Genomic DNA, 26,776 nt, shown 5'->3' with positions numbered 1-26,776 from the left:
TAACGGTTCGGAAGGACATGGTTATATTTAATTAACAATTGTAACATAACGTAATAACAATAAATAAAAATATATGGAATTGTAGTTGTTGAGAACTCTTTTTTTGGTCAGAGTAACAATGTTAATATAATTCTTGAACTCTGCCCATCTTTGCGTTATAGAAAGCAGTGGAGACCTGAGTGGACTAAAATTCAGACTGAAAAGGAGTGATTATGACTAGTTTTGATGCTGTGTTTCAAAGTAGTATTAATAATCCTGAGGAGTTTTGGGCGGAGGCTGCAAAAAGTATCACCTGGTATAAAGAGTATGATAAAGTTCTGGATTCATCCAACCCCCCATTTTACAAATGGTATCCCGGTGGGAAGATGAATACATGTTACAACGCCATTGATCGACACGTCGAAAATGGACGGGCAGATCAGACGGCAATCATATATGACAGCCCTGTGACGAATACCATAAGGAAAATCAGTTATAAAGAACTCCTTGATGAGGTGTCCACTTTTGCCGGAGTACTGAAAAGTATGGGTGTGGGCAAGGGGGATACGGTTGTAATTTATATGCCGATGATTCCTGAAGCCGCAGTTGCCATGCTGGCCTGTGCAAGACTGGGAGCCATTCATTCCGTGGTTTTTGGAGGCTTCGCCCCCCATGAGCTGGCCATCAGGGTTGACCATGCTCAGCCGAAAGTTATTGTGACTGCGTCCGGAGCTATTGAGGGTGTGAAGAATCTGGCTTACAAACCGCTTGTCGACAGTGCCATAGAGCAGTCAACCCATCAGGTGGATAAAGTTATCCTGTTTCAGAGGGATTTTGTCAAAGCCGATATGATTGATGGACGTGATTTTGACTGGAATGAGATGATGGAGAAGAGTGAGCCTGCCGACTGTGTTGAAGTTGATGCAACGGACCCTCTATATATCCTGTATACTTCTGGAACAACAGGAATGCCTAAAGGTGTCCTCAGGGATAACGGCGGTCATGCTGTAGCCCTTTACTGGACCATGAAAAATCTCTATGACGTTAACCCGGGAGAGGTGTGGTGGTCTGCTTCTGATGTCGGCTGGGTTGTCGGGCACTCTTATATAGTATACGGTCCGCTTCTCCAGGGGTCCACTACTGTTTTTTATGAAGGAAAACCTATTGGTACACCGGACGCCGGTGCGTTCTGGCGGGTCATCTCAGAGCATAAGGTGAAGGCTCTCTTTACTGCACCTACTGCTTTCAGGGCCATCAAGAAAGAGGATCCGGATGGATTGCTCTTTAAAAAATATGATACATCTTGTTTTGAATGTCTCTACCTTGCAGGGGAAAGAACGGATCCGGATACACTGCACTGGGCGGAAGATCTTTTAGGGGTCCCGGTTATAGACCACTGGTGGCAGACTGAGACCGGATGGGCCATTGTCGGGAACTGTCGCGGTATTGAGGAATTACCTGTGAAGGAAGGTTCACCAACCAAGCCGATGCCGGGTTATGATGTGAGAATTCTGGATGATGCCGGAAAAGAACTGCCGGCCGGCCAGGAAGGCAATATTGTTGTCAAACTGCCGTTGCCTCCGGGTACTTTGACTACCCTGTGGCGGAACGATGAACGGTTTGTGAAATCGTATATGACTACTTTCCCTGGATACTATGAAACCAGTGATGGTGGATATATAGATGAAGACGGATATGTTTATGTCATGGGACGTATGGATGATGTTATTAATATTGCGGGGCATCGTCTGTCAACCGGGGCTATGGAAGAGATTATTGCGAATCATCCTGACATTGCAGAATGTGCTGTTTTTGGTGTAGATGATAAATTGAAAGGGCAGTTGCCTGTCGGGTTTTTCGTTGTGAAAGCAGGTGTTACGAGAGATCCAGCCGAAATCAAGGATGAACTGGTTAAAATGGTTCGTGAATCCATTGGACCGATAGCCTGTTTTAAAGAGGCAACCCAGGTTGCGAGACTGCCGAAAACCCGTTCCGGAAAAATTCTCCGTGGTACCATGCGGTCAATTGCCAATAATAAAGACTATAATATGCCGTCAACTATTGACGATCCAGCAATTCTCGATGAAATCACTGATACATTGAGAGAGATGGGATACGTGAAAAAGTAGACGGGCAGGATAGCGCAATTATCGTCGTGATAATTGCGTTTTTTTCTTAATTCAACAAAGGGGCCGGATGCAGTTCCGGTCCCCTATGGGTACAGTTTATGAAGATTCACGAATACCAGGCAAAAGAACTATTCAGAAAATATCACGTACCGACTCCTGAAGGGGGAGTAAGTGACAGTGTTGATGGGGTTAAGGAAATTGTAAAAGAGCTTGGTCTTCCGGTTGCGGTAAAGGCTCAGATTCATGCCGGTGGGCGGGGAAAAGGTGGTGGCGTCAAGATAGCCCGAACTGATGATGAACTCGCTGCAGCTGCTGATGCCATTCTCGGTATGACCCTGGTCACAAAGCAGACGGGGCCCGAGGGCAGGCTTGTCAAGAAAGTCCTGGTTGAAAAAGGTGTAGGTATTGAAAAAGAACTCTATCTTTCAATAATTCCGGATCGTGAAACAGCATGTATAACGATCATAGCCAGCCAGGATGGTGGGATGGATATCGAGGAGGTTGCCGAAAAAACCCCGGAGAGAATAGTCAAGGTTCCTGTGAATCCGGTAACAGGTATCCAGGGACACCATCTTCGACAGGTGATGTTTGGTCTTGAATTGGATAAGACGCTTATGAAAGAGTTCTCCGGGATTCTGAAAAACCTGTATAATCTTTTTGTTGATTATGACTGTTCCCTGGTGGAGATTAATCCCCTTATTATTACAGATCAAAATTCTATTCTTGCATTGGATGCAAAAATGGATATTGATTCCAATGCATTATACAGGCATCCGGATGTGCTTGAAATGCATGATCCTAATGAGGACGATCCCACGGAAGCTGAAGCAGCGAAATATAATCTTAATTACATAAATCTTGACGGTAATGTGGGCAACATGGTGAATGGTGCAGGACTCGCCATGGCCACGATGGATATTATTAAACAGGCGGGTGCTGATCCTGCAAACTTCCTCGATGTTGGAGGCGGGGCGAATGCCGAAATGGTTGAAAACGGATTCCGTCTCATTCTGAGTGATTCGAAGGTAAAGGGAATACTGGTCAATATTTTCGGCGGTATTCTCAGGTGTGATGTCCTGGCTCAGGGTGTGGTTCAAGCCGCTGAAAAAGTGAAATTATCGGTACCGGTTGTTGTACGGATGGAAGGGACAAATGTTGAAGAGGGAAGAAAAATTCTGGCAGAGTCCGGCCTGAAACTGATCAATGCGACGGACCTGGCCGATGCAGCCTCAAAGGTTGCAGAAATAGTGTCGTAATCTCAACCCGGAATAAGCAGACTATATTGATAAGATGTAAAGCTGGACAGGAAGGTTCAGCAACAACAGGCAATGGAAATCCAAACTGCAACGAAACAACTTATGCGTTGTGGATTTTCTGGAAAAAGTAATGTTTGCATGTCGGGTTTTAATTCGAGACCGGTCTTCTTCTGTTAAAAATGATGTAGACAGGTGCCATTGAGGCATTTTGTACTAGCTGATGTCTGTGGACTGAGGGTGTCGGCCGGCTTGAATACAATATATTAAGAATATTGATGTACTCTTACTACTTAGAGGAAGAAAAATGAGCATTTTTGTTAATTCTGGGACCCGTGTTCTTGTGCAGGGTATAACTGGTAAGGAAGGGCAGTTTCATACACAGCAATGTATCGCATATGGTACAAATGTTGTGGCCGGAATGACTCCCGGCAAGGGTGGTCAGAAAATGGATGGTGTGCCGGTTTTTAATACCGTCAAAGATGCCAAGGCAAACACGGGCGCCAATGCGTCCATGATTCTTGTGCCGCCACCATTTGCCGCTGATGCGATTCTTGAGGCAATTGATGCCGATATTGAACTGATTGTCTGTATAACCGAAGGCATTCCTGTGATGGATATGCTGAAAGTGAAAAATTATCTGGAATTGAAAAAAACTACCAGGCTTATTGGCCCCAACTGTCCCGGGATTATTACTCCGGGTGAGTGCAAAATAGGGATTATGCCCGGACCGATACATACACCGGGGGGGCCGGTAGGTGTGGTCTCCCGCTCGGGTACTCTTACCTATGAAGTGGTTCATCAGCTGACTGAGGTCGGGCTTGGGCAGACCACCTGTATAGGAATCGGGGGTGATCCTGTGAATGGAACAAATTTCCTTGATTGTCTGGAAGCGTTCAATGAAGATCCTGCAACGGAGGCGGTTGTAATGGTAGGTGAGATTGGTGGAAACGCCGAAGAACAGGCCGCTGCCTGGATTAAGGACAACATGGATAAACCTGTGGTTGGTTTTATAGCCGGAATTACAGCTCCTCCAGGACGTCGTATGGGACATGCCGGGGCAATTGTCAGTGGTGGTCAGGGAACTGCCGAGGCAAAAATTGCTGCCATGAGGGACAGTGGCATTCATGTCTGTGAGGATCTGGGCAGTCTCGGGAAGCTGTGCAGGGACGTTTTTTGAACCAAAACCGCACAGGATAGACCCGGAGGTTTGTTACCCTTCGGGTGCAGCAGGTGATGAAAATCCCGACGGCGGCAGGAGCACCTGTGGCATTACGGATAAAGACGTGAAAACCTTTTGAGGAATATTCTCGTTTCAAGGAGATGGTATGAAAATGAATGACCAGCTGGAGCACCTCCATAAGTTGAGGGAAAAGGCAAAGTTGGGGGGTGGCCAGGAAAGAATCGACAAGCAGCATGCAAAAGGCAGCATGACTGCCAGAGAACGGATTGATCTGCTGCTGGATAAGGGATCCTTTGAAGAATTTGATATGTTCAAAATCCACAGGTGCAGGGATTTCGGCATGGAGAACAAGGTGTTCCCCGGTGATGGAGTCGTTACCGGTCATGGTACTGTAAATGGCCGGACAGTTTATGTATTTGCTCAGGACTTCACAGTACTTGGTGGATCCCTCTCAGAGACCTTTTCGGAAAAAATATGCAAGATTATGGATCTGGCTATGAAAAACGGAGCCCCGGTGATTGGCCTGAATGATTCAGGAGGAGCCAGAATCCAGGAAGGAATTGAGAGTCTGGCAGGGTATTCCGAAATTTTCCAGAGAAACGTTATGGCTTCTGGTGTGGTTCCTCAGATTTCGGCAATTTTTGGTCCATGTGCCGGCGGGGCAGTGTATTCACCAGCGTTGACGGATTTCATTATCATGGTGGAGAACAAGTCATATATGTTCCTGACGGGTCCCAAGGTCGTCAAAGCCATTACCCACGAAGAAGTGACGGTTGAGGAGCTTGGCGGGGCCGGCATGCATTCCAGCCGGAGTGGCGTTGCGGATTATCCTGCTCCTTCGGGTGAAGATGCAATAGCCTATATCCGTAAATTGCTCACCTATCTGCCCCAGAACAACATGGATAATCCGCCGGTTGTGGAGTGCAGCGATCCGGTCGAACGTGTTGCCCCGGATCTTAATGGTATTATTCCTGAAAATCCCAATGCAGCTTACGATATGAAGGAAGTGATTCTTCAGACTGTGGATAACCGTGAATTTTTTGAGATAAAGGAAAATTTTGCCCCAAATCTTATAGTTGGTTTTGCCCACTATAATGGTATGAGTGTCGGCATTGTCGCCAATCAGCCGAAACATCTCTCCGGGGTTCTTGACATTGATTCTTCGGTAAAGGGGGCGAGATTTGTCAGATTCTGTGACTGTTTTAATATTCCGGTTGTTACTTTTGTTGATGTGCCGGGGTTCCTGCCGGGGACAGTACAGGAATACGGTGGAGTGATAAGGAATGGCGCAAAAATACTTTATGCCTATGCAGAGGCTACTATTCCAAAGGTTACCGTAATTACAAGAAAGGCGTATGGTGGGGCATACTGTGTCATGTCATCCAAGCATTTACGTGGTGATATCAACTATTCCTGGCCCAGCGGTGAAATAGCTGTTATGGGAGCCAAAGGTGCTGTTGGTGTATTGTATGGTCGTGAAGCTGCAAAAGCTGAGGATCGGGCCGCATTTCTGGCAGAAAAAGAAAAAGAATACCAGGAGACTGTTGCCAACCCCTATATTGCCGCTCAGCGGGGATACATTGATGATATTATAGAGCCGGCAGGAACGAGGAGACGGATTATCAAGGCGCTGGGGTTATTACAGAATAAACGTGATGTCAATCCAATGAAAAAACACGGTAATATTCCGTTGTAATATTTAAAAATTGGGTTCCCTCTATTCAGGAGATTTAAAATGACAGTAAAAATAATAATTCAGCGCACTGTAAATGATGACAATATTCTCGAACTGACAATGTTGTTGAAAAAGCTTCGCTCCCTGACCCTGGAACAGCCAGGATATATTTCAGGCGAAACCCTGAACAGGATAGACAATAAGAATGAGTGTATGGTGATCAGTACCTGGCGGTCCGTCGAAGATTGGAATGAATGGGTTAATAATCCGAAGAGAAGGGAAATTCAGGATCAGATTGATACTCTTCTTGGCAGGGAAACCGAGTATGCAATGTACAGTACCTGATAGAAAGAAATTGTATTTCCCCTGTTTGTCATGACAAATAAGGAGTTATCCTTTTTGATGGCAAAAATATGAAAAACAGGAGATGACCCGTGAAATGAATGGTAGCTTCCTGTTTTTTCGCAAAAAACAATGGGTGAAGGAATGGCTGGAAAGGAAAAAAAGATGGCTGCGGCAATGGCCGCAGTGAGTCTTTACCTGGAACAGGAAACGGCAGCAGCTGCCGAACAAAAAAAAGTTCCTGATAGAGCCGGTGGTTTTGGACAGAGTCCCTGGGGCCTGAGTGGACGTCAGGAGATAATGACCATGCGCAGGCTGACGCAGTTAAGAGTGTTTACTCGCATTTAAAAAAATAATAAAAAATGATCAGGCGATAGGAGAAACAGGATGAGTGATCAAGTGAAGATGACGCCTTTGGAGTATTCAGCGGACAGACCCAAGGCAAAAAATCCGGTCAAGATAATGGATCTGTCCCTGCGTGACGGACATCAATCCCTGTTTGCAACCAGGGGGCGTACCGAAGACATGATCCCTGTTGCTGAAATGATGGACGAGGTGGGATTCTGGGCTATTGAAACCTGGGGAGGAGCTACTTTTGATACCATGCACAGGTTTTTGAATGAGGATCCCTGGGAGAGGTTGCGCACACTGAAGCGGTACATTAAAAAAACGCCGTTTTCCATGCTTCTGAGGGCTCAGAATCTTGTGGGTTACAGGAATTACGCCGATGATCTGGCTCGTGCCTTTGTGGAAAGGGCGGCGGAAAATGGTATGGACGTGTTCAGAACCTTTGATGCTCTGAATGATTATCGTAATTTTGAAACTGTGGTTTCCGAGATTAAAAAATGCGGTAAACATTTCCAGGGATGCATCTGTTATACTTTAACGGAACCCCGTCTGGGTGGAGAGGTTTATAATCTCGATTATTATGTAGACCGGGCAAAGAGTCTGGAGTCCATGGGGGCCGATTCGGTGTGTATTAAAGACATGGCTGGTCTTCTGGCCCCGTATGATGCCTATCCGCTGATCAAGGCTTTGAAAAAGGCCGTGAAGATACCTATTCATCTCCATAGTCATTTTACCTCCGGCATGTCGCCAATGACCCATCTCAAGGCTATTGAGGCAGGAGTTGATATCATTGACACCTGTATGACACCCTATGCCTACAGAACTTCCCATGCCGCCCTTGAACCTCTGGTTATGGCCCTTCTCGGCACCAACAGGGACACCGGTTTTGATATTAAAAAACTTGCGGCAATTAATGAGATCTTTGAAAAAGAAATTCTGCCAAAATACAAGCATCTTCTTGATGATTCCAAAGTTTCTATTATTGATATCAATGTTCTACTCCATCAGACTCCAGGTGGCATGCTGTCCAATCTGGTCAATCAGCTGAGAGAAATGGATGCCCTGGATAAGATAGATGAGGTTTACAGGGAATTGCCGAAAGTAAGAAAAGATCTCGGTCAAATCCCGCTGGTGACACCCACAAGTCAGATCGTCGGTGTGCAGACAGTCAACAATGTTCTCCATGATACTCCGGATGAACGATATAAAATGATTACCGGACAGGTGAAGGACCTCTGCTATGGCCTTTATGGAAAAACTGCAGTGCCTATCGACCCGGAGCTGCAGAAAAAGGCTCTGAAAGGATATCCACGAGGTGAGGAACCTATTACCTGCCGTCCGGCAGAAGTCCTTGAACCCGAACTTGAAAAGGCCAAAGAAGAGATTGGTGATCTTGCGGTGGATCTGGATGATTTGATTCTTTATGCTCAGTTTCCGGTGACGGGCAGAAAATTCCTGGAGTGGAAATATGGTAAGTCTGAAGCTCCTGACAGTGTCAAGCCCATTACTCTTGAGGATGTAAAGAAAAGAGACGAGTTGATTAAGAAAGCTCTTGCCGGTGAGTTGATAGAAAGAAAGGGTGATACTCCTGAAAAATCAGAAGCTCTTCGTACATTTAATGTCTTTGTTGACAATGAATATTTCAATGTGGAAGTGGACCCGACCGGTGATTTTCAGGTTGTGGCGGCTTCAGCCGCTTCTGCACCGGCAGCAGCACCTGCAGCTCCCGCTCCTGTGGCCGCGGCACCTTCTGGCCCTGCAGCAGAAGAGACTGCACCTGCCGCCACAGAAGCTGACGGAGCTCTTCTTCTTGCCCCAATGCCGGGCATGATAGTAAAATATGTTGTGGCTGAAGGCGATAGTGTCAAGAAAGGAGATACGGTTGTAATACTTGAAGCCATGAAAATGGAGAATGCCCTTACCTCACCTGCTGATGGAGTGGTTAAAGGGGTGAAATTCGGCAGTGGTGACAGTGTCGCTAAAGGTGCTGTCCTTTGTGTTATTGGCTGAAACCTATGCAGGTCTGATGAATAGAGAGAAGCGTGGAGAATTGAAAAATTTTTCACGCTTTTTTTTATTAACTGAATCCTGCAATTGGCAAGTTCGGAGTCTGGGCTTATTTTTTTAGCAGTCCTTGATTTTAAACGAAATCGCTCATCTCTGGACAGGCACTAGTATCCCGTCAACACTGCTCTGACGTATCTTGCTTGTCCTTTTTCGCGTCATCCCCCCTGTTGTGGCGGCTTATGTTACATAACTCAACTATACGCTCAAAGCCGCAGACAGAACGGCACAAAAAAATTACAGCGCAATATTACGTCATTTCATCGTTGACATGACACTGGTCAAAAATCACCGGGAATCTTAATTGCTGAGGAATCCAAAGGAAAAAATGTCAGGTCAAACTTTTTCAAACTAACCGGTCAAAGGGGTTTTAGTGATTTGTTGTTATGAACTTTTGACCATTCATTCATCCATCCGGAGACCGAATTCTCTTTTCAATAGCTTTTCATGCAGATAATAAACTCGAAAATATAACATGCCTGTTGTATGAATCAGTGCATGATCAGTTGCAGTGATTATTATGAACAGAGGTCCGGCTTCCGGATGGATGTTTCAGTTTTTACCAAAGTTTAACTTCAAAAGCCAGTCCATATCCAAATCAACAATCTTGGAACGAGTCAAAAGAGGAAATATCATGATATTAAAAGAGTTGAACGGTCATCAGCCGATAGTTGGAACAGACTGTTATTTCGCAGAAAATTCAGTGGTTGTGGGTGAAGTAGAAATAGGTGACCAGTGTTCAATATGGTACAATGCTGTGATTCGCGGGGATGTACATTATATAAAAATCGGTAACAAGGTTAATATACAGGATGGGGCTGTTATACATGCAACATATAAAAAATCACCCACTAATATTGGTAATAATGTATCCATTGGTCATAACGCAATTGTTCATGGTTGCACTGTACACGATAATGTTCTGATAGGGATGGGGGCTATTGTGATGGATGACTGTGTAGTGGAATCAAATACAATAATTGCCGCAGGAGCAGTGGTTACCCAGGGAACCCGTGTGGAGGGTGGTACCATTTACGCCGGAGTTCCAGCAAAAAAAGTGAAAGATATCAGTCAGGAACTTATTTCAGGTGAGATTGAGAGGATCGCTAACAATTATATCAAATATTCAGGATGGTATAAGGAGAAGGAGTAAAAAATAATATAAAAACAAAACATATGGTTGGATTCAATGTGGTCAGTTACGGTGTAGACCGGGACTCAGACTTGTGCTTCAGATGGGCCAGGAGGGTATCCGCTGCTGCAGTCGGAGAGGTTTTACCCATTGCCACCTGGTTACGCAGTTGTGGCAGAATTTCGATGATATCTGGGGAGGAGTAGAACCATTGACGCAACCCTTCGTCGAGGAGAAATGACATCCACTCAAGGGCTTGTTTTTTTCTTTTTTCAGCCATTTCACCAGATTCAGTCAGTTTATTGCGGTGTTTGAGGATTGTTTCCCATATTCGGTCTATGCCGCGATGTTCGAGGGAGCTGCAGGTGAGAACGGGGACTGTCCAGTTGGGGCTTGTGGGCATCAACATGTGGAGAGCAGCTTCATATTCTTTTTTTGCCATTTCAGCGCGGTTTATATTGTCTCCGTCAGCTTTGTTGATAACAATGGCGTCCGCTACTTCAAGAACACCTTTTTTAATTCCCTGGAGTTCATCTCCTGCGCCTGCAATAAGCAGGACAAGAAAAAAATCGACCATTGAAGCAACGGTGGTTTCCGATTGACCGACTCCGACGGTCTCAATAATCACAATATCATACCCTGCCGCCTCGCAGACGAGCATGGTTTCTCTGGTTTTTCTACCCACACCGCCAAGGGTGCCTGAAGACGGAGAGGGACGGATAAACGCATTTTCGTTGATGGCGAGCTTTTCCATCCTGGTTTTATCTCCGAGAATAGATCCACCGCTTCTTGTGGAACTTGGATCAATAGCCAGAACGGCCACCCTGTGGCCCAGTTCGGTCAGCATATTACCAAAACTTTCGATATAGGTGGATTTTCCTGCACCGGGCACACCAGTAATGCCGATACGAATACCCTGGCCCGTATGGGGCAGAAGCCTGTCAACAATTTCTCTTGCAAGTTCCTGGTGGGCAGGCAGGGTGCTTTCGATAAGAGTAATGGTTCGCGCCAGCTGTAATCTGTTGTGACTCAGTACACCTTCCACATAGTCCTGGGCATCTTTGAGCATGATTTCTGTTATGTGTTGGAGAATTCCTGAACATGTCCTGACTTCAGGAAAAAATAAAAAGACAATACAGGCCCGGCAGCATGCGAGGAGTGTTGCCACTGGACCCGTATTATCTTCAATTAAACCTGAATTCGGGATGGTTTCGGAATGCTTTTCTTATAAGACCGTAGAATATGAACATAAAAGTAATAATCAGATCTGTTTGAAAAAACATGGACCGACATTTTTGCAGTCAAATTCCTTATCAATTGAGGTTTATAGTTATTTTGACCGCAGGCGCAGCGCCTCCCGAATTTGGCTGAGTTTCATCGGTAATCAGGAATATTTTTCTTCAAGTAATGACATAGTCCTTTCGGCTGAATCAGTAATTGGAGTACCAGGGCCAAATACAGCTTTGACGCCTGCATCAAAGAGAAAATCGTAATCACCGGGAGGAATAACACCCCCGGCCACCACGAGAATATCTTCACCTCCAACTTTTTTCAATTCTTCAATCAGTGATGGAATCAAGGCCTTATGTCCTGCAGCAAGACTGGAAGCACCGACAACATGAACATCATTTTCAATGGCCATTTTAGCTGCTTCTTCAGGGGTCTGGAACATGGGGCTGATATCCACATCAAATCCCAGATCAGCATAGGCGCTGGCCACAACCTTGAATCCGCGATCATGCCCGTCCTGTCCCATCTTGGTTACGAGCAGGCGTGGTCTTCTGCCATGCTTTTCAAGAAAATCGGCAGTTCTTTTTTTCAGTGATTCTATAGTGTCATTATTGTCAGTGTATTCGGAAGAATAGGCACCGGAAATGCACCGTGTTGTTGCCACAAAACGGCCAAACACCTCTTCCATGGCATCGGATATTTCACCAACGGTAGCACGGGCACGGACCGCAGGAAGAGCAGCCTCCAGCAGGTTCCCACCGTTTCTGGCCGCATTGGTCAGATCTGAAAGGGCTTTTTTCACTGCCTCTGCGTCCCTCGTTGCCTTGATCTCCTTTATCCTGGCCACCTGTTCATCTCTGACGGTTGAGGGGACTTCCCGAACTTCAAAGTCAATTTTCTCGTCGGGCAGTTTGTACTTGTTGACCCCGACAATGACATCAAGTCCCTGGTCAATTCGTGCCTGCTTCCTTGCGGCGGATTCCTCAATCCTCATCTTTGGCATACCGCTTTCAATGGCTTTGGCCATTCCACCGAGTTCTTCTATTTCGTCTATGATTTTCTGAGCTTCGTCGATAATATTATTAGTCAGAGTCTCGATATAATACGAGCCGCCAAGGGGATCAATAACATGGCATACCTGGGATTCCTCCTGGATGATAATCTGGGTGTTTCTGGCGATTCTGGCGGAAAAATCGGTCGGAAGGCCAATAGCCTCGTCAAATGAGTTTGTATGCAGGGACTGGGTGCCGCCCAGAACCGCTGTCATGGCCTCAAGAGTTGTTCTTATGATATTGTTATAAGGATCCTGTTCTGTAAGGCTCCATCCTGAAGTCTGACAATGTGTTCGCAGCATGGAGGATTTAGGATTCTGCGGGTCAAACTGGCTCATTAACCGATGCCAGAGGAATCTGGCTGCCCGGAGCATTGCAATATCCATGAAGAAGTTCATGCCAATGCCGAAAAAGAAAGAAAGTCGTGGTGCGAAAGTGTCTACATCCATGCCGCTCTTCAGGGCAGCCTTAACGTATTCAACACCGTCGGCCAGGGTAAAAGCCGTCTGAAGTACGCTGTTGGCCCCAGCTTCCATCATATGATAACCGCTGATACTGATGGTATTGTAGCGGGGCATATTTTTTGAGCAGAAAGACATGATATCGGAAATTATCCGCATTGACGGTTCTGGTGGATAAATATATGTATTTCTCGTCAGATATTCCTTGAGGATATCGTTCTGAATTGTGCCGGAGAGTTGATCATGGCTTACACCCTGTTCTTCCGCTGCAACTATATAGCCGGCGAGAATAGGAATGACAGCACCGTTCATGGTCATTGATACGGACATCTTGTCCAGGGGAATTCCGTCGAAGAGGATTTTCATATCCTCCACTGAATCTATGGCTACCCCAGCTTTTCCAATATCTCCGGATACCCTCGGATGGTCGGAATCATAGCCCCGATGGGTTGCCAGGTCAAAAGCAACGGAGAGCCCTTTCTGGCCGGCGGCCAGTGCCTTATGGTAAAATTCATTTGATTCCTTGGCTGTTGAGAAACCGGCATATTGTCTGATAGTCCAGGGCCTGCCCGCATACATTGTCGCCATGGGACCCCGCATGTAGGGCTCCATTCCGGGAAGGGTATTTGCAGGCAGGTTCTCCAGATCTTCAGCAGTATAGAGTGCCTTGACTTTAATGCCTTCAGGGGTGTTCCAGTCGAGAGATTCGACAGGTTTGCCCTTCATCTGTTTTGTGGCAAGTTCTTTCCATTCTTGTAATTTCGGATGTTCTGACATGTGCTTTCCTCATGAAATATGAAACATTCCCGGCAGGGGGTTAGGTAGTGCCTGTCGATAGTTGGTCTTTTTGCCCGATATCAGCATTGCCCGAAAAATTTTATCCTCGGAGGTAAGCGTAGACTCCGATATCAGTTATATACCTGCGGTAAAATTTCAAGTGTACCTTGATCTCGAACAAAAAACCTCATTTCTGGACAGACACCAGGTAGTACCAATCCGTAAATGGCCTTTTTCTAATGCACCTGGATTTTAAAATCCGATTTTCGGACAGATACTGTGAAATTTTTATGAACGTTCACACAACTCCACAAGTACTCCACCTGTTGCCTTAGGATGGAGAAAGGCGATTTTAGCGCCTCCAGCGCCTATTCTTGGTTCTTTATCTATCAGTTGAACTCCTTTTTCCTTAAGTTCAGCCAGAGCTTCATCAATGTTTTCCACCCTGAAGGCAACATGCTGGAATCCCTGACCTCTTTTCTCGATAAACTTTGCCACAGGGCCGTCAGGGGAGGTGGATTCAAGAAGTTCTACTTCGCTTTCACCAACAGGAAAAAAGGCAGTTGTGACTTTCTGTGCCTCAACTGTTTCAGCACCTTCAAACTCCAGGCCGAGGATATCTGTCCAGAATTTTTTTCCACCGTCGATGTTGTTGACGGCTATACCAAGATGATCAATTTTTAAAATTTTCATTAAGGTTTACCTCCAGTTGTTTATTTGCTTAATGGTCGTTAGAATCGGCAGGGTTTTACAGAATCATGTTTTCAGGAAACCTGCATTTTTCTCCAGGGGAAAAGGAATTATTCCAGATGTCAGCAATGCAGTTAGTGCCTGTCCATAGTTGGTCTTTTTGCCCGATATCTGCGTTGCCCTAAAAATTTTATCCTCGGAGGTAAGCGTAGACTCCGATATCAATTATATGCCTGCGGTAAAAATTCCCGTGCGCCTTGATCTCGAACAAAAATCCTCATTTCTGGACAGACACCAGTTAACCGTGACCGGGTGAAAACACGGTGTCCCGGATCACTTAACAGAGAATTAATTTTCTTGATTACCCATGAAACTCGGCCAAATTGTGGATGTACCAGTTTTATCAGGCTAGCCTACGGTCAAAAATCACCGGAAATCTCAATTGATAAGGAATTCAAATGAAAAAGTGTCAGTCCGGATTATTTTCAAACCAGTACAATGTGATTTTTGAAATACGCCTGATAAAACAGGAACATCCACAGGTTTACAAGTATCAGGCTGAGTTTTATACGTAATCAGATTAATTTTTGTCTGGATTGGCCATGCCCTGCCATACCATTTCAAACATGACATTGGCTTGATCTGCAAGGCTCTCTGTTTTTCCGCGTAGAATCCACATGAAAAAACTTCGTTGAACAAAACCCATTAAAAAATCAAGCAGGACTCCTGCTCTCACATGGGGATTAAGGATACCCTCATTCTGGCCCTGACGCAGAACATCAATCATTAAGGACATCATTCTGGGCTGAGCAAAGGTTTCATCAGCCATCCATGTCTTCATGGGCAGGGTCATGAAAACGATTTTTCCTAGCCCTTCGTGCCTTTCATAATAATCAAGCTGCAGCCAGAAAACCTTGCGCAGTTTTTCTTTCAGGTTTTCAATGCCGTGGAGATGGTCAACAATTCTGTCAGTAAGAATCCCCATCCAGATGTCGACAAAGGCAAAAACCAGCCGTTCTTTACTGCCATAATGTTTGTAGATCGTCGTAAAACTGACTCCAGCTCTGTTGGCAATGTCTCTGATGGAAGCCTTGTGAAAATCAGAATTTGAAAAAATTTCCAGAACAGCCTGTTCCAGTCTTTTATGAATGTCGTCGTTTAATTTGTCCAACATCGTTACTCTTTCCTGAATTGAAGGTGTGTTTGAATAACTGCGATTGTGTATTTCCGGAGAAAATATGCAACTAAACCTCCGGGAGTATCCTTTAGTGTATCTTTGTTATTCGACGTTGTGCTGTGTAACCTTTTGTAAATATAGTTAAAATGTTATGAGTCTGAGGATTTATCTTTTAATCTAAGAACATTGTTACACACCTATCTTTAATGCAAAAAAGAACAGTTTTCAAGTAAAAAGCTGCCTTTCCGCTCTAAATCATGTAATTGGCAGGTTCTGAGTCTTCGCATACCCACCTCAAATATCAGATTCAATGGCGCTGGCGTATTTGTATACTTCAAGCAATTACGGTTTAGAGGTTATAACTCTCGTGGAGTTGCTGTCCCTGTGGGGAGTAACGCAGGGCTCAGCCTCCAAAAAGGGACAGGAGAACACCGGCGGATACAGCTGATCCAATAACACCGGCAACATTCGGGCCCATTGCATGCATGAGAAGAAAGTTCCCAGGATCCTCTTTCTGGCCGACCACCTGGGAAACGCGGGCGGCCATGGGGACGGCTGAAACACCTGCAGATCCGATAAGAGGATTTATGTTTACATTCATTACTCTGTTCATCAATTTGGCGAGCAGAACACCGGAGGCCGTACCGATACCGAAGGCAGTGACACCAAGGCAGAGGATGGCGAGGGTTTCTATTTTAAGAAACTGTTCCGCTGTTGCAGTGGCACCGACTGTAACACCGAGAAAAATGGTAATGATGTTGATAAGAGCATTTTTCGCGGTGTCCTCAAGCCTGCCTACAACGCCACATTCACGGAAAAGGTTCCCCAGCATTAGCATGCCTATAAGAGTTGCAGCTGGAGGAACAATCAGCGAAACTATTATAGTGACAATGATGGGAAAGAGGATTTTTTCACGTTGGCTGACCTCCCGGAGTTGAGTCATTCTGATTACTCTTTCCTTTTCAGTTGTCAGTAGTTTCATTATCGGGGGCTGGATAATTGGTACAAGAGCCATATAGGAATAGGCGGCAATGGCTATTGGCCCAAGGAGATGGGGGGCGAGTTTGGATGAAAGAAAAATGGCCGTTGGACCGTCTGCCCCGCCAATAATTCCGATTGAAGCCGCTTCCTGGGCTGTGAAGAGCCCGGAGGCGATGGCTCCGATAAAGGTTATGAAAATTCCGAACTGGGCTGCTGCACCAAGGAGCAGTGATTTGGGGTTCGCAATAAGGGGGCCGAAATCAGTCATGGCACCGACTCCCATGAAGATCAAAGGTGGAAAAATGCCTAAGTGATCTCCCTGGAAGAGGTAATAGAGCAGTCCTCCGGGTTCAAGTGTATGGATGGACTGTTTTTGAACTTCCAGAACAGGTTCAGCCATCATTCCTGCAAACGGGAGGTTTGTGAGAAGAACCCCGAAGGCGATGGGGACAAGAAGCAAAGGCTCAAATTTTTTTACAATAGCGAGATAGAGCAGAAGGCATGCAATACACATCATTGCAATCGATCCTGGTGTCAAGCCGGAAAATCCTGTACTTTTAAGAAAATTGAGTAATGAATCGAGCATAGCGAGGCTCTCCCTCTAAGGTGTAAGAACGATAAGAATGTCTCCGGCGTTGACTGAAGCGCCTTCACTGACTTTGATCTCCTGCACTGTCCCGTCAGATGGTGCTTTGATATCATTTTCCATTTTCATAGCTTCAAGAACCAGAAGGGTTTCTCCCTTAGTTACAGAACTGCCCTGGCTGACAGGAATACTGATTACGGTGCCGGGCATTGGTGCAGAAATATTTCCGCCCGGGTCGCTTTCTGCAGCAGCGGGTTGAGGAGAAGGTGAAGCGGCAGGGGTTACGGGTTGCTGCCTGGGAGGTGTGGGGGCAGTTGCAGAAGAAGGTGCAGGTTTTTCTGTGGGGGTAGATTCGTCCCGCAGTTCCTCTATTGCAACCCTGTATTCAATATCGTTTACAACAACTCTGAATAATTTCATAATGTTCTCCGTGATTGTTAAAGTCTGCTGTTCATCTGTTCCAGGATTCCGGCCCTGTTCCAGGCAGGTGAGGGAGGATCGATTCGGGTAATATTTTTAATAATAATATTGCCGGGGGAAGTGTTTAACTGTGTTGCCAGAACAGTTGAAATGACGGCAACAAGTTCCGTGTTGTCGGGGGGCGAGGTTGGGGCTTGAACGGAAGCAGAGGCTGCAGGGTCCACTGAATCGCAGGTCTGTTTTTCCATATTTCCCATCAGTTTTTCCATGAAAACAATAACAAACTGGAGCAGGACGAGGGCCGCAAAAGTGATTCCCATCCCGAGGATAGTGGCAAACAGTCCGGCAAAAAGTTTGTCGGCCAGAGAGAGTGTGTGGATGGTATCCGGGTTTGCAAATTCGGCCAGAAGTTCAATGGTGGTCATGGTTATCTCCAGAAAATGGGTCGAAAAAGTGAAAAATAATTTTGATTGCCCATGAAACTCAGCCGAATTCTGGATGTGCCTGCTTTATCAGGCTGAGTTTTGTACGTAATCAAAAAAATAATTGTTTGCAGTGCCTGTGATCAATGACGATTGATCCTCTGTAAAATCTAAATCGTGCAATCGGCGAGTTCGGATTCTGTGTTTAACTGCCGCAGATGCGAGGTTCAAGCACTGACGTATTTGTTTGTATGCTTCAGGTCATAACGAAGCAGGTAAACGATCCTGTGAGACTTCGGATTCGGTGAAATTGTCAATCCTGCAGTCCAAAGGAAATTAAAAATGCACATTCACTCAAAAGGCGAATGTTCAAATTCACCAAATATAGTTCATTTTCTCAAGTGCAGTAATTTATCAATTACTCACAACGTTATAATTATATGCTTTATCGTTTAACTCCTGCCATGCTCTAAAGGGGAATATTTCCATGTTTTTTGGCTGGACGTCTTTCCCGTTTTCCCTGCAGCATGTTGAATGCATCAATAATCCTCTGCCTGGTTGTGTCCGGCTCGATGACATCATCAACAAAACCCCGTTCTGCTGCCTTGTACGGAGTCGCAAATTCTGCAGCATACTCTTCCAGTATTTTTGTTTTAGTGGCTGCCTTATCATCTGATTTTGAGATCTCTTTTTTGAAAATGATATTGACAGCTCCTTCAGATCCCATGACTGCGACTTCTGCGGTAGGCCAGGCGAATACCATATCGGCACCAAGGGACTTTGAGCACATGGCCACATAAGCACCGCCGTATGCTTTTCGCGTGATGAGGGTAACTTTTGGTACGGTTGATTCGCTGTATGCGTAAAGGATTTTTGCACCATGTCTGATTATTCCACCGTATTCCTGAGTCGTTCCCGGCAGAAAACCGGGGACATCGACAATGGTGAGCAGGGGAGTGTTGAAAGCATCGCATGTTCTTATGAATCTGGCGGCCTTGTCACCCGCGTTCATATCGAGGCAACCGGCCATGATGTTTGGCTGGTTGGCAATAATGCCGACAGAATTGCCGTTGATCCTGGCAAAACCTGTAATGATATTTGTTGCAAAATAGGGTTGGCTCTGGAGAAAATCACCATCATCCACTATTGGCAGTATGACATCAAGGATATCGTATGGTTTATTTGGATTGTCGGGAATGAGCGTGTTCAGGGAATCAATTTTTCGGTTAATGTCATCATTGACAGGATAAGCAGGAGCTTTTTCCATACTGTTTGATGGCAGAAAACTGAGTAATTTTCTGATGGACTGCAGGCATTCAAGTTCGGAAGGGGCGATAAAATGAACATTTCCGCTGACACTGTTGTGTGTCATGGCGCCACCGAGTTCTTCGGCGGATACTTTTTCTCCCGTGACGGCTTTAATAACCTGAGGACCGGTAATAAACATCTGGGATGTTTTATCAACCATTATGATAAAATCCGTCAGAGCCGGAGAATAGACAGCTCCACCGGCGCAAGGACCCATTATAGCAGATATCTGTGGGATTACACCGGAGTAGATGGAATTCCTGAAAAAAATATCCCCATATCCGGAAAGGGCATCCACTGCTTCCTGTATTCTTGCACCACCGGAATCATTCAGGCCGACCATGGGGGCTCCAATCTTGGCGGCACTGTCCATTGCTTTGACTATTTTTCTGGCATGCATTTCTCCAAGTGCTCCCCCTGTGATGGTGAAATCCTGGGAATAAGCGTAGACAATTCTGCCGTCAATCTGCCCATAACCGGTAACGACGGACTCTCCTTCCGCATCAAGTTTGTCCATGCCGAAATTCGTACACCGGCATTTTATAAAGGCATCTGTTTCTATGAACGTGCCGGGATCAAAGAAATGATCAAGGCGTTCCCGTGCTGTCAATTTACCTTTGGCATGCTGTTTTTCTATTCTTTTTTTACCACCACCCTGGGCGATTTTTTCTTTTTTTTGCAGCAGCAGTTCTCTCTTATCCAAAGGCATTGTTGAAGCCTCCCTGGTTAAAGTTATCAGTGGTATGACGTACAGCAGCCTCCTGGTTGTCAGGATCTGTATAGGTTATGATTGCCGGGTTCACCATACCCTGCCAGACCATTTCAAAAAGAATATTGGCCTCATCGGTAAGGCGTCCCTTTTTTCCCCGTACTATCCACATAAAAAAACTTCGTTGTATAAAACCGAGCATAAAGTCAAGAAGCGTCCCTGCTCTCACCTGGGGATTGATTATTCCCGTCGCCTGTCCGGCTTTGAATACATCAATGATCAGTCTGACTCTTTTCTTCTGGTCGAAGGTTTCATCGGCCATCCATGTTTTCATGGGAAGACGAATGAACAGAATACAACCAAGTTCCTCGTGTCGTTCGTAATATTCCAGATGCAGCCAGAATACTTTGCGCAGTTTTTCCTTCAGGTCCTGAATACCGTTTAAATGATCAGCAATGCGATCAGTCAGTTTTTCCATCCAGATGTTGACAAAAGTGAAGAGCAGGCGTTCCTTGCTGCCGTAATGTTTGTAAATGGTTGTAAAGCTGACTCCCGCTCTTTCTGCAATATCACGGATACTGGCCTTATGAAAATCGCAGGTGGAAAAGACTTCCATGACAGCCTTTTCAAGTCGGTTTTTTACTTTCGGATTTATGTCGTCTAACATTGTTACTGTCAATAATTATCCATTAAAATTGATAAATACCATAAAGCAGAAAATATTTTATATTCAAGTTGTTATGGAAGTAAAAAAAAATAAAAAAATATTATCATTTAAATGTAAGATTGGTTGTTGTGGATTGTAACATATTAGTAATTCAAGAAAAATAAATAATTTATCTTTTAAATTATCTTTGATAAAGTAACAATGTTACTCTCTTTTAATGTATGGTCATTTTATTTGTCAAGGAAAAAATAATCTGACCTGGCTGAAATCTCTTATTGTAATGACTGAATCCTGTGTTTCAGAAAATGAAAAATGCTCATATCTGATAGTGTCTGTTCAGAAATGAGGGTTTTTGTTCTGGATCAAGGTGCACGGGAAATTTTACTGCAGGCATATAATTGATATCGGAGTCTACGCTTACCTCCGAGGATAAAATTTTTCGGCCAACACAGATATCGGGCAAAAAGACCAACTATGGACAGGCACTGACTAATAGCCCGTGCTTTAAAATTCTTGATTACCCATGAAACTCAGCCGAATTGTGGGTGTGCCTGCTCTATCAGGCTGAGTTTTATACGTAACCAGATTTAAATTTCTCTGTTTTCATGTTTGAACGAAAATTTAATTTTCAAGTAACCCTTAAAAGATTCTTTATGTGTACGGATTTATGTTATGGACTATGGAACAGCTAAGAAAAATTATTGAAATATGTGGCTGAAAGGTGCTAGGCTGTTATTCCTTTAACGGCTCTTTGAAAAATTGCTTTTTCGCCTGATAAAGCAGGCACATCTCTAATCTGGCTGAGTTTCAGAGGTAGTCCGGAAAAAGAAAAAACAGGCCGATTTCACCGATTTGCGCAACAAGTGTTGAAGCGGAAGATGTTTTCAGCGGAAAAACAGGGGATTATTTATGAAAAGAACGGGTTTTGTTTATGACGAAAGGTACTTACTGCATATTACCGGGGGATATCATCCAGAATGTCCGGAACGGTTGAAAGCCATCTGTGATGGCTTGTCAAAATCAGGTATCCTGGAAAAATTGATTCAGATTCCCGCAGAGAAAGCAAATCAACGATGGATTGAAGCTGTGCATAATATACATTATATCATGCGATTTCAAGAAACCTGTCTGATGGGGTTACCTGAATTTGATCATCCTGATAATGGTATTTGTCGGGAGAGTTACGAAATTGCTTTTCTCGCTGCAGGCGGTGTATTGAAGGCCATAGACGAAGTCATGGCGGGAAATATCGATAATGCCTTCTGTGCTGTCCGCCCCCCCGGACATCATGCGGAAGTAGATAAACCCATGGGGTTCTGTTATTTCAACAATGTTGCCATCGGAGCCCGTTATCTGCAGAAAAATTATGGTATTGAGCGGGTTGGGATCATTGATTTTGACGTGCATCATGGCAATGGGACTCAACATATTTTTGACCAGGATCCCTCGGTCTTTTATTACTCTATACATGAACATCCTTCTTTCGCCTACCCTGGAACCGGAAGAGAATTCGAAACGGGTGTCGGTATCGGTAGTGGATATACACTCAATTCACCTGTGTTGCCCGGGCGGGGAGATGAGGAATACAGAAAAAAGATAACACAGGATTTGATTCCGGCATTTAAGAAATTCAGGCCCGAATTTATTCTGGTTTCAGCAGGGTTTGACGCCCATGTAACAGATCTGATGTCAGGAACCAATCTGACCACCGATGGCTATGATTTTGTATCTGAAGTTGTCGTCAATCTGGTGAATACCCTGACTGACGGTAAAGTGGTTTCGGTGTTGGAAGGAGGATACAATCTTGATATATTGCCTCTTCTCGTGGAAAACCATATAAAACTGCTGGCTGATTTACGTAAATAAAAATTGTAGCGGATTTTTTTATAAATTTTGTATTTTGGAGGAATTATGTTTGTAAGTGAAAGGATGTCCACAGACTTGATAACTGCAAGTCCAGATCTTTCCATCGCTGAAGCCAGGAAATTAATGACTGATAATGGTATCAGGCACCTTCCTGTCGTAGATGAAAAAGGGTTGCTGGTAGGGATAGTGACTGATCGTGACATGCGGGACGCGATGCCCTCGACGCTTCTAAAAAAAGAGGATTATGAAATTACCCTGGGGAAAATCATGAACTTTCCCGTCAGGGAAATCATGACAAAAGAACCACTCACCATTTATGCCTATTTTACCCTGCAGGACACCCTGCTTGTCATGCAGAAAAAGAAGGTTGGAGCGTTGCCCGTAATTGATGAACAGGGGTATTTGAAAGGAATTCTCTCTACCAGGGATCTGCTTTCCGCTTTTGTTAATATCATGGGAATTGATGAACCCGGCAGTCTTCTCTGTATTCTTACCAAAGAGAAACCCGGACAGATGAAAAAAATCATTGATGTCATTACCGAGGAGAATATTTCTCTCGGCAGTGTACTGGTTGCGAGATTCTGGGACGGGGAAAAACGAGCCGTTTTTCCGTATCTGCACACAAACAATGTTATAAATGTGAAGAAAAAGTTGCAGGAAATCGGATTTGAGCTTATTGATCCGATGAAATGGTACCTTGATCAATTGCCCGGAAAAGAGTAAAAGTTATTTTGATTATGTACAAAACTCAGCCTGATACTTGTGAAACTGGGGATGTGGCTGTTTTATCAGCCACATCTCCAAACTGACTGAATTTCATGGGTAGTCAGAAAAATTATTGTACAGGGTACCCGGCAGCATTAGATTTGATGCAGACAAATATTGCATTAAAAAGAAAAAAGCCTTTCCAGAATCTGGAAAGGCTTTTTTAATACTGCCTGTGCTGGAAACTCAACCTGACACTTTATTTCTGAATCCGTGAGCGTTCAATGGTGACGCCCCGCGGGGAGGTGAGTGAGTTTTTTTCAAACACGTCAGATTCATGAATTTATAGTAACTTCTCAAGTTGTTACCTGGGAAATATTCACGAAGTCGTCACGAAATCAGGGAATCGCTGTTATTCACAGGGGTTATTTTGAGTTTCTTTCCTTTTTCAGTTCATCAGGACTCATAGTCCAGAAGGGAGTTCCGTCCTTCGTCAGTCTCACTTTGAACTCGAAATGTTCTCCCTGTTTAACCTTGGAGGCAATAAAGACATCTTTACCGTTAATAAACGCCCAGCATCCCTTAACCTTGGTCTTAACTCCCTTGCGCAAGCCGGTTCCCTTTGCATCGGCAAAAGAACGGGGGCAGAGATGGACTAGGATATCATCATCTCCCTCACGAAGGATAAAGGCTGTTCCCGGGCTCATTCCTGAAAGTGGCGTCACTGTTTTGAACTTGACAAGGATTCCCTTGAGAGAGTCCCGTTCTTTAGCGTTATAATAAGAGTTGTAGTCTGAGCCGTTTTCCCATCCGTCCTTTTCGGCTGCAGGGGAGTATAAAGGGGAGAGAATAATAAGAAAACATACTGTTATTGTTGCGTATATGTTTGAATTTTTCATCGCTTAAGTTAACTGTTTCCTCATATGTTTTGTTTTAAAAAATCTTCAAGAAGGATTTTTCGCCATCCGCCAGTCTGTCTTAGCTGAGTGTTGTTCTCCCTGTTGTTGCTGCTGAGCATCCGAACCACCTGTTTCAATTCTGCGCTGGTGCCGACAAGAGGAGGTGCGATACCCAGAAGCTCACATTTTAATGTAATGAGGTTGTTCAGTTTTTCATAGGTTTTTTTCTGTTTTGCAGTCAGACGTACAGAATGTTTGACAGGTGGAAAAGATGACGGATCCTGCCGACAGGTCTCATCAGTGACTGCCGCAATAGTTCTGCCATATTTTTTATAGGCGTTTGATGAAAGAATCCCTGTCTCTCTGAGTGCGTCAACAGTTCGAGGTCGTTGTCTGGCCAGTTCCAGAAGAACATCGTCCTTCACAATGTGTCCCCTCGGTCGGTTCAGCTTTTTCGCAGTGGTTTCCCGCCAGATTGTCAGGTTTTTCAATACCGCCAGGCCAGCCCTGTCCAGACTGCCTGCTCCTCTTATTTTCCTGAATTTTTTATCCAGTGACGGGCCCGAATATGTAGCCGGATTGTTCAGGAGATTGAGTTCTTCCTGGAGCCATGCCTTGATTTTGGGGCCAATGATCCGGCTAAGGAGAATAACCCTTATTGCCCTGAGATAGCGTACATCGTTGAGGGCATAGGCAATCTGTTCCGAACTGAGAGGCCGCTGCAACCAGTTTGTCCGGGTTTCGGTTTTGGAAATAGTTATATCAAGCAGTTCCCTGGCTAGGTTGTAGAGGGAGAGTGTAGAGGGAAGATTGGAGAAACCGGCAGCCAGCCTGGTGTCAAAAATATTCTGTGGAACCGCACCTGTCGCCCTGTTGAGAATTATGAGGTCCTGGGGCGCATCATGAAAAATTTTCACTATGCTTCTGTCGGCCAGCAGTTGTCCAAGAGGTGATAAATCCTTTATGGCGCAGGGATCAATAAGAAAGCAGTCCTCATCCGAAAGGGCAATCTGGATGAGGCCCAGCTGCGGGAAATATGTACGTTCCCAGACAAATTCCGTATCAAGGGCGATGGCATCAGTCTGTTTCGCAAGCTGCACCAGTTTCTGCAGATCATTGTTATTCCGGATCAGGGTGTCGAGTTGTTCCATTCTGTTTTTTCCGTATCAATTACAGTTCAGGGGCAATAAAATTACAGAGCCGTTGCTCCTGTGAGTCGTTGCATTTCAAAACGTCTTGAAAATTTTTCTCTGAAAATCCGCGGCTGGAGGGTGTTTTGCAGCAGTCGGGATCTTCATTAGATTTTTGTGGCTGGGCCATGGAGGCTGGCCATGGATGGTTTATTCACTCTTTTTCCTCTTCTTAAAACAAGACATAAAGAAAAAGAAAAAACAAGAAATATTCTTCTTTTATGGTGTTTAAAATGTTATTTTCCGGTAATTGCTCACGGGCATCCCAGCTTTTTACGGTCTCTTTTGTCCACATAGGCAGGTAAAAACGAAGAAAAAATCCTGGAAAATTCTGTGGCAGGTGAGCAATTACAGTTCAGATGTCATTAAATCATAGTGTTGCTGTCCCTGTGACGCAGACATCGGGCGAAAAGGGTGTTCCCGGATGAACACTGGTTATTTTTCATTAAACTCAGCCCAAAATTTTCACGGACAATGTTTTTTTATATTGTAAAACGCATTTTTCTGATGATACCAACCCTGTTTGGGGTGATGTTTGTCACATTTGTGATCACCCAGTTTGTTCCCGGTGGGCCGGTGGAAAAATTGATTGCGGATATTGAAGGTTATGGGAAAGGCGGGGGGGAAGTGAGCGGGGGAACCGTCGGGTTCTATCGTGGCGCATCAGGGTTGGGCAAAGAAAAGGTGGAGGAACTGAAAAAACTGTACGGTTTCGATAAGTCACCCGGCCAGCGGTTTCTCATCATGATGAAAAACTATCTTGTTTTTGATTTTGGCGATTCATATTATTACAACAGGAGTGTGGTTGATCTGGTTCTGTCCAGGATGCCTGTGTCCATGTCCCTGGGGTTATGGAATTTTCTTATTGTATACGGTATCTGTATTCCCCTCGGCATAAAGAAGGCGGTTCACGACGGTTCACGTTTTGATACTTTGAGTTCAACTGTTATTCTGATTGGTTATGGTATCCCCGGCTTTGTTCTCGGCGTATTGCTTCTGGTGCTCTTTGGTGGGGGAAGTTTCTGGTCGATCTTTCCCCTGCGCGGTCTGGTTTCCGATAACTGGGCCGAGTTGAGTTATCTCGGAAAACTCCTGGATTACCTTTGGCATATGGTTCTGCCTGTTACTGCAGGCGGTGTTGGAAGTCTTGCTGTAATGACCATGCTCACTAAAAATGCTTTCCTGGAGGAAATTCGCAGACAATATGTATTGACCGCCAGGGCCAAGGGGTTGTCGGAAAACCAGGTTCTATACAAACATATTTTCAGAAATGGGATTATTCCAATCATTACCGGTTTTCCCGGTTTTTTTCTTGCATCGTTTTTCACTGGCAGCCTGTTGATTGAGACTATTTTTTCCCTGGACGGTATGGGGCTGCTTGCCTATGAATCTGTGTTGAACCGTGACTATCCTGTAGTTCTGGGCACACTCTATTTTTTCACATTGATCGGACTTGTTTCCCGATTGTTATCTGATCTGAGTTACGTGCTGGTTGATCCCCGTATCAGCTTCAAGGCGGTGGAGAGCTGAT

The 26,776-nt window shown here is 44.9% G+C and carries 22 protein-coding genes; 11 read left to right on the top strand and 11 right to left on the bottom strand.

Annotation, left to right across the window (positions count from 1 at the left end; all coding sequences use genetic code 11):
• Positions 1–212: 212 nt before the first annotated feature.
• The 8 genes from ACXLDX_RS06580 to ACXLDX_RS06545 all read left to right on the top strand — a co-directional run bounded on the left by ACXLDX_RS06580 (position 213) and on the right by ACXLDX_RS06545 (position 10,126).
• A complete protein-coding gene (locus tag ACXLDX_RS06580) occupies positions 213–2,108 on the top strand; it encodes a propionyl-CoA synthetase (RefSeq protein WP_457576393.1) in 1,896 nt (631 codons plus the stop codon).
• 98 nt (positions 2,109–2,206) lie between these two features.
• On the top strand, positions 2,207–3,364 hold the full coding sequence (sucC, locus tag ACXLDX_RS06575) for an ADP-forming succinate--CoA ligase subunit beta (RefSeq protein WP_457576392.1): 1,158 nt from the start codon (positions 2,207–2,209) through the stop codon (positions 3,362–3,364).
• Positions 3,365–3,668: 304 nt separating this feature from the next.
• A complete protein-coding gene (gene sucD / locus ACXLDX_RS06570) occupies positions 3,669–4,541 on the top strand; it encodes a succinate--CoA ligase subunit alpha (RefSeq protein ID WP_457576391.1) in 873 nt (290 codons plus the stop codon).
• 154 nt (positions 4,542–4,695) lie between these two features.
• Positions 4,696–6,240 (top strand): acyl-CoA carboxylase subunit beta, encoded by a 1,545-nt coding sequence (locus ACXLDX_RS06565; RefSeq protein WP_457576418.1) that lies wholly within the window; start codon positions 4,696–4,698, stop codon positions 6,238–6,240.
• A gap of 39 nt (positions 6,241–6,279) precedes the next feature.
• Positions 6,280–6,564, top strand: coding sequence for an antibiotic biosynthesis monooxygenase family protein (locus ACXLDX_RS06560; RefSeq protein ID WP_457576390.1), 285 nt, complete (start codon positions 6,280–6,282; stop codon positions 6,562–6,564).
• A 141-nt stretch (positions 6,565–6,705) separates the two neighbouring features.
• Positions 6,706–6,909 carry a hypothetical protein gene (locus ACXLDX_RS06555; protein ID WP_457576389.1) on the top strand — a complete coding sequence of 68 codons (204 nt, stop codon included), beginning with the start codon at positions 6,706–6,708 and terminating at the stop codon, positions 6,907–6,909.
• 39 nt (positions 6,910–6,948) lie between these two features.
• The gene (locus ACXLDX_RS06550; RefSeq protein WP_457576388.1) at positions 6,949–8,919 is read left to right on the top strand and encodes a pyruvate carboxylase subunit B; all 1,971 of its coding nucleotides are present in this window, start codon (positions 6,949–6,951) and stop codon (positions 8,917–8,919) included.
• Positions 8,920–9,607: 688 nt separating this feature from the next.
• Entirely contained in the window at positions 9,608–10,126 is a 519-nt protein-coding gene (locus ACXLDX_RS06545) for a gamma carbonic anhydrase family protein (RefSeq protein ID WP_457576387.1), read from the top strand.
• A gap of 46 nt (positions 10,127–10,172) precedes the next feature.
• Here the strand turns inward: ACXLDX_RS06545 and meaB are convergent, their stop codons facing one another.
• From meaB to ACXLDX_RS06500, 9 genes are all read right to left on the bottom strand, one after another.
• Complete coding sequence (gene meaB, locus ACXLDX_RS06540; protein ID WP_457576386.1) at positions 10,173–11,174, bottom strand: methylmalonyl Co-A mutase-associated GTPase MeaB; 1,002 nt, start codon at positions 11,172–11,174, stop codon at positions 10,173–10,175.
• Between the two features lie 315 nt (positions 11,175–11,489).
• Positions 11,490–13,625, bottom strand: a complete 2,136-nt coding sequence (scpA, locus tag ACXLDX_RS06535; protein ID WP_457576385.1) for a methylmalonyl-CoA mutase — start codon at positions 13,623–13,625, stop codon at positions 11,490–11,492.
• A 288-nt stretch (positions 13,626–13,913) separates the two neighbouring features.
• A complete protein-coding gene (gene mce, locus ACXLDX_RS06530; RefSeq protein WP_457576384.1) occupies positions 13,914–14,318 on the bottom strand; it encodes a methylmalonyl-CoA epimerase in 405 nt (134 codons plus the stop codon).
• A 577-nt stretch (positions 14,319–14,895) separates the two neighbouring features.
• Positions 14,896–15,489: a TetR/AcrR family transcriptional regulator gene (locus tag ACXLDX_RS06525; protein WP_457576383.1), complete on the bottom strand. Its 594-nt coding sequence runs from the start codon at positions 15,487–15,489 to the stop codon at positions 14,896–14,898.
• A gap of 406 nt (positions 15,490–15,895) precedes the next feature.
• Entirely contained in the window at positions 15,896–17,059 is a 1,164-nt protein-coding gene (locus tag ACXLDX_RS06520) for a sodium ion-translocating decarboxylase subunit beta (protein ID WP_457576382.1), read from the bottom strand.
• A 15-nt stretch (positions 17,060–17,074) separates the two neighbouring features.
• A complete protein-coding gene (locus ACXLDX_RS06515; protein ID WP_457576381.1) occupies positions 17,075–17,479 on the bottom strand; it encodes a biotin/lipoyl-containing protein in 405 nt (134 codons plus the stop codon).
• Between the two features lie 17 nt (positions 17,480–17,496).
• A complete protein-coding gene (locus tag ACXLDX_RS06510) occupies positions 17,497–17,904 on the bottom strand; it encodes an OadG family protein (protein ID WP_457576380.1) in 408 nt (135 codons plus the stop codon).
• A 466-nt stretch (positions 17,905–18,370) separates the two neighbouring features.
• Entirely contained in the window at positions 18,371–19,918 is a 1,548-nt protein-coding gene (locus ACXLDX_RS06505; protein WP_457576379.1) for an acyl-CoA carboxylase subunit beta, read from the bottom strand.
• Positions 19,905–20,585, bottom strand: coding sequence for a TetR/AcrR family transcriptional regulator (locus tag ACXLDX_RS06500; protein ID WP_457576378.1), 681 nt, complete (start codon positions 20,583–20,585; stop codon positions 19,905–19,907). Before ACXLDX_RS06500 ends, ACXLDX_RS06505 begins: the two co-directional genes overlap by 14 nt.
• 909 nt (positions 20,586–21,494) lie before the next feature.
• On the opposite strand from ACXLDX_RS06500, the gene ACXLDX_RS06495 reads away from it, so the two are divergent.
• Both ACXLDX_RS06495 and ACXLDX_RS06490 read left to right on the top strand, forming a co-directional pair.
• The gene (locus ACXLDX_RS06495) at positions 21,495–22,451 is read left to right on the top strand and encodes a histone deacetylase family protein (protein ID WP_457576377.1); all 957 of its coding nucleotides are present in this window, start codon (positions 21,495–21,497) and stop codon (positions 22,449–22,451) included.
• Positions 22,452–22,496: 45 nt separating this feature from the next.
• Positions 22,497–23,174: a CBS and ACT domain-containing protein gene (locus ACXLDX_RS06490; RefSeq protein ID WP_457576376.1), complete on the top strand. Its 678-nt coding sequence runs from the start codon at positions 22,497–22,499 to the stop codon at positions 23,172–23,174.
• Positions 23,175–23,581: 407 nt separating this feature from the next.
• Here ACXLDX_RS06490 and ACXLDX_RS06485 read toward each other — a convergent pair whose 3' ends face one another.
• Both ACXLDX_RS06485 and ACXLDX_RS06480 read right to left on the bottom strand, forming a co-directional pair.
• Positions 23,582–24,055 (bottom strand): MamS/MamX family magnetosome protein, encoded by a 474-nt coding sequence (locus ACXLDX_RS06485; RefSeq protein WP_457576375.1) that lies wholly within the window; start codon positions 24,053–24,055, stop codon positions 23,582–23,584.
• A gap of 20 nt (positions 24,056–24,075) precedes the next feature.
• Positions 24,076–25,206: a ribonuclease D gene (locus tag ACXLDX_RS06480; protein WP_457576374.1), complete on the bottom strand. Its 1,131-nt coding sequence runs from the start codon at positions 25,204–25,206 to the stop codon at positions 24,076–24,078.
• 513 nt (positions 25,207–25,719) lie between these two features.
• Between ACXLDX_RS06480 and ACXLDX_RS06475 the strand changes: the two genes are divergently transcribed.
• A complete protein-coding gene (locus tag ACXLDX_RS06475; protein WP_457576373.1) occupies positions 25,720–26,775 on the top strand; it encodes an ABC transporter permease subunit in 1,056 nt (351 codons plus the stop codon).
• Position 26,776 lies beyond the last annotated feature (1 nt).

This window comes from Desulfomarina sp. (genome assembly GCF_054039375.1).
This window is presented reverse-complemented; position numbering and strand designations above follow the sequence as displayed.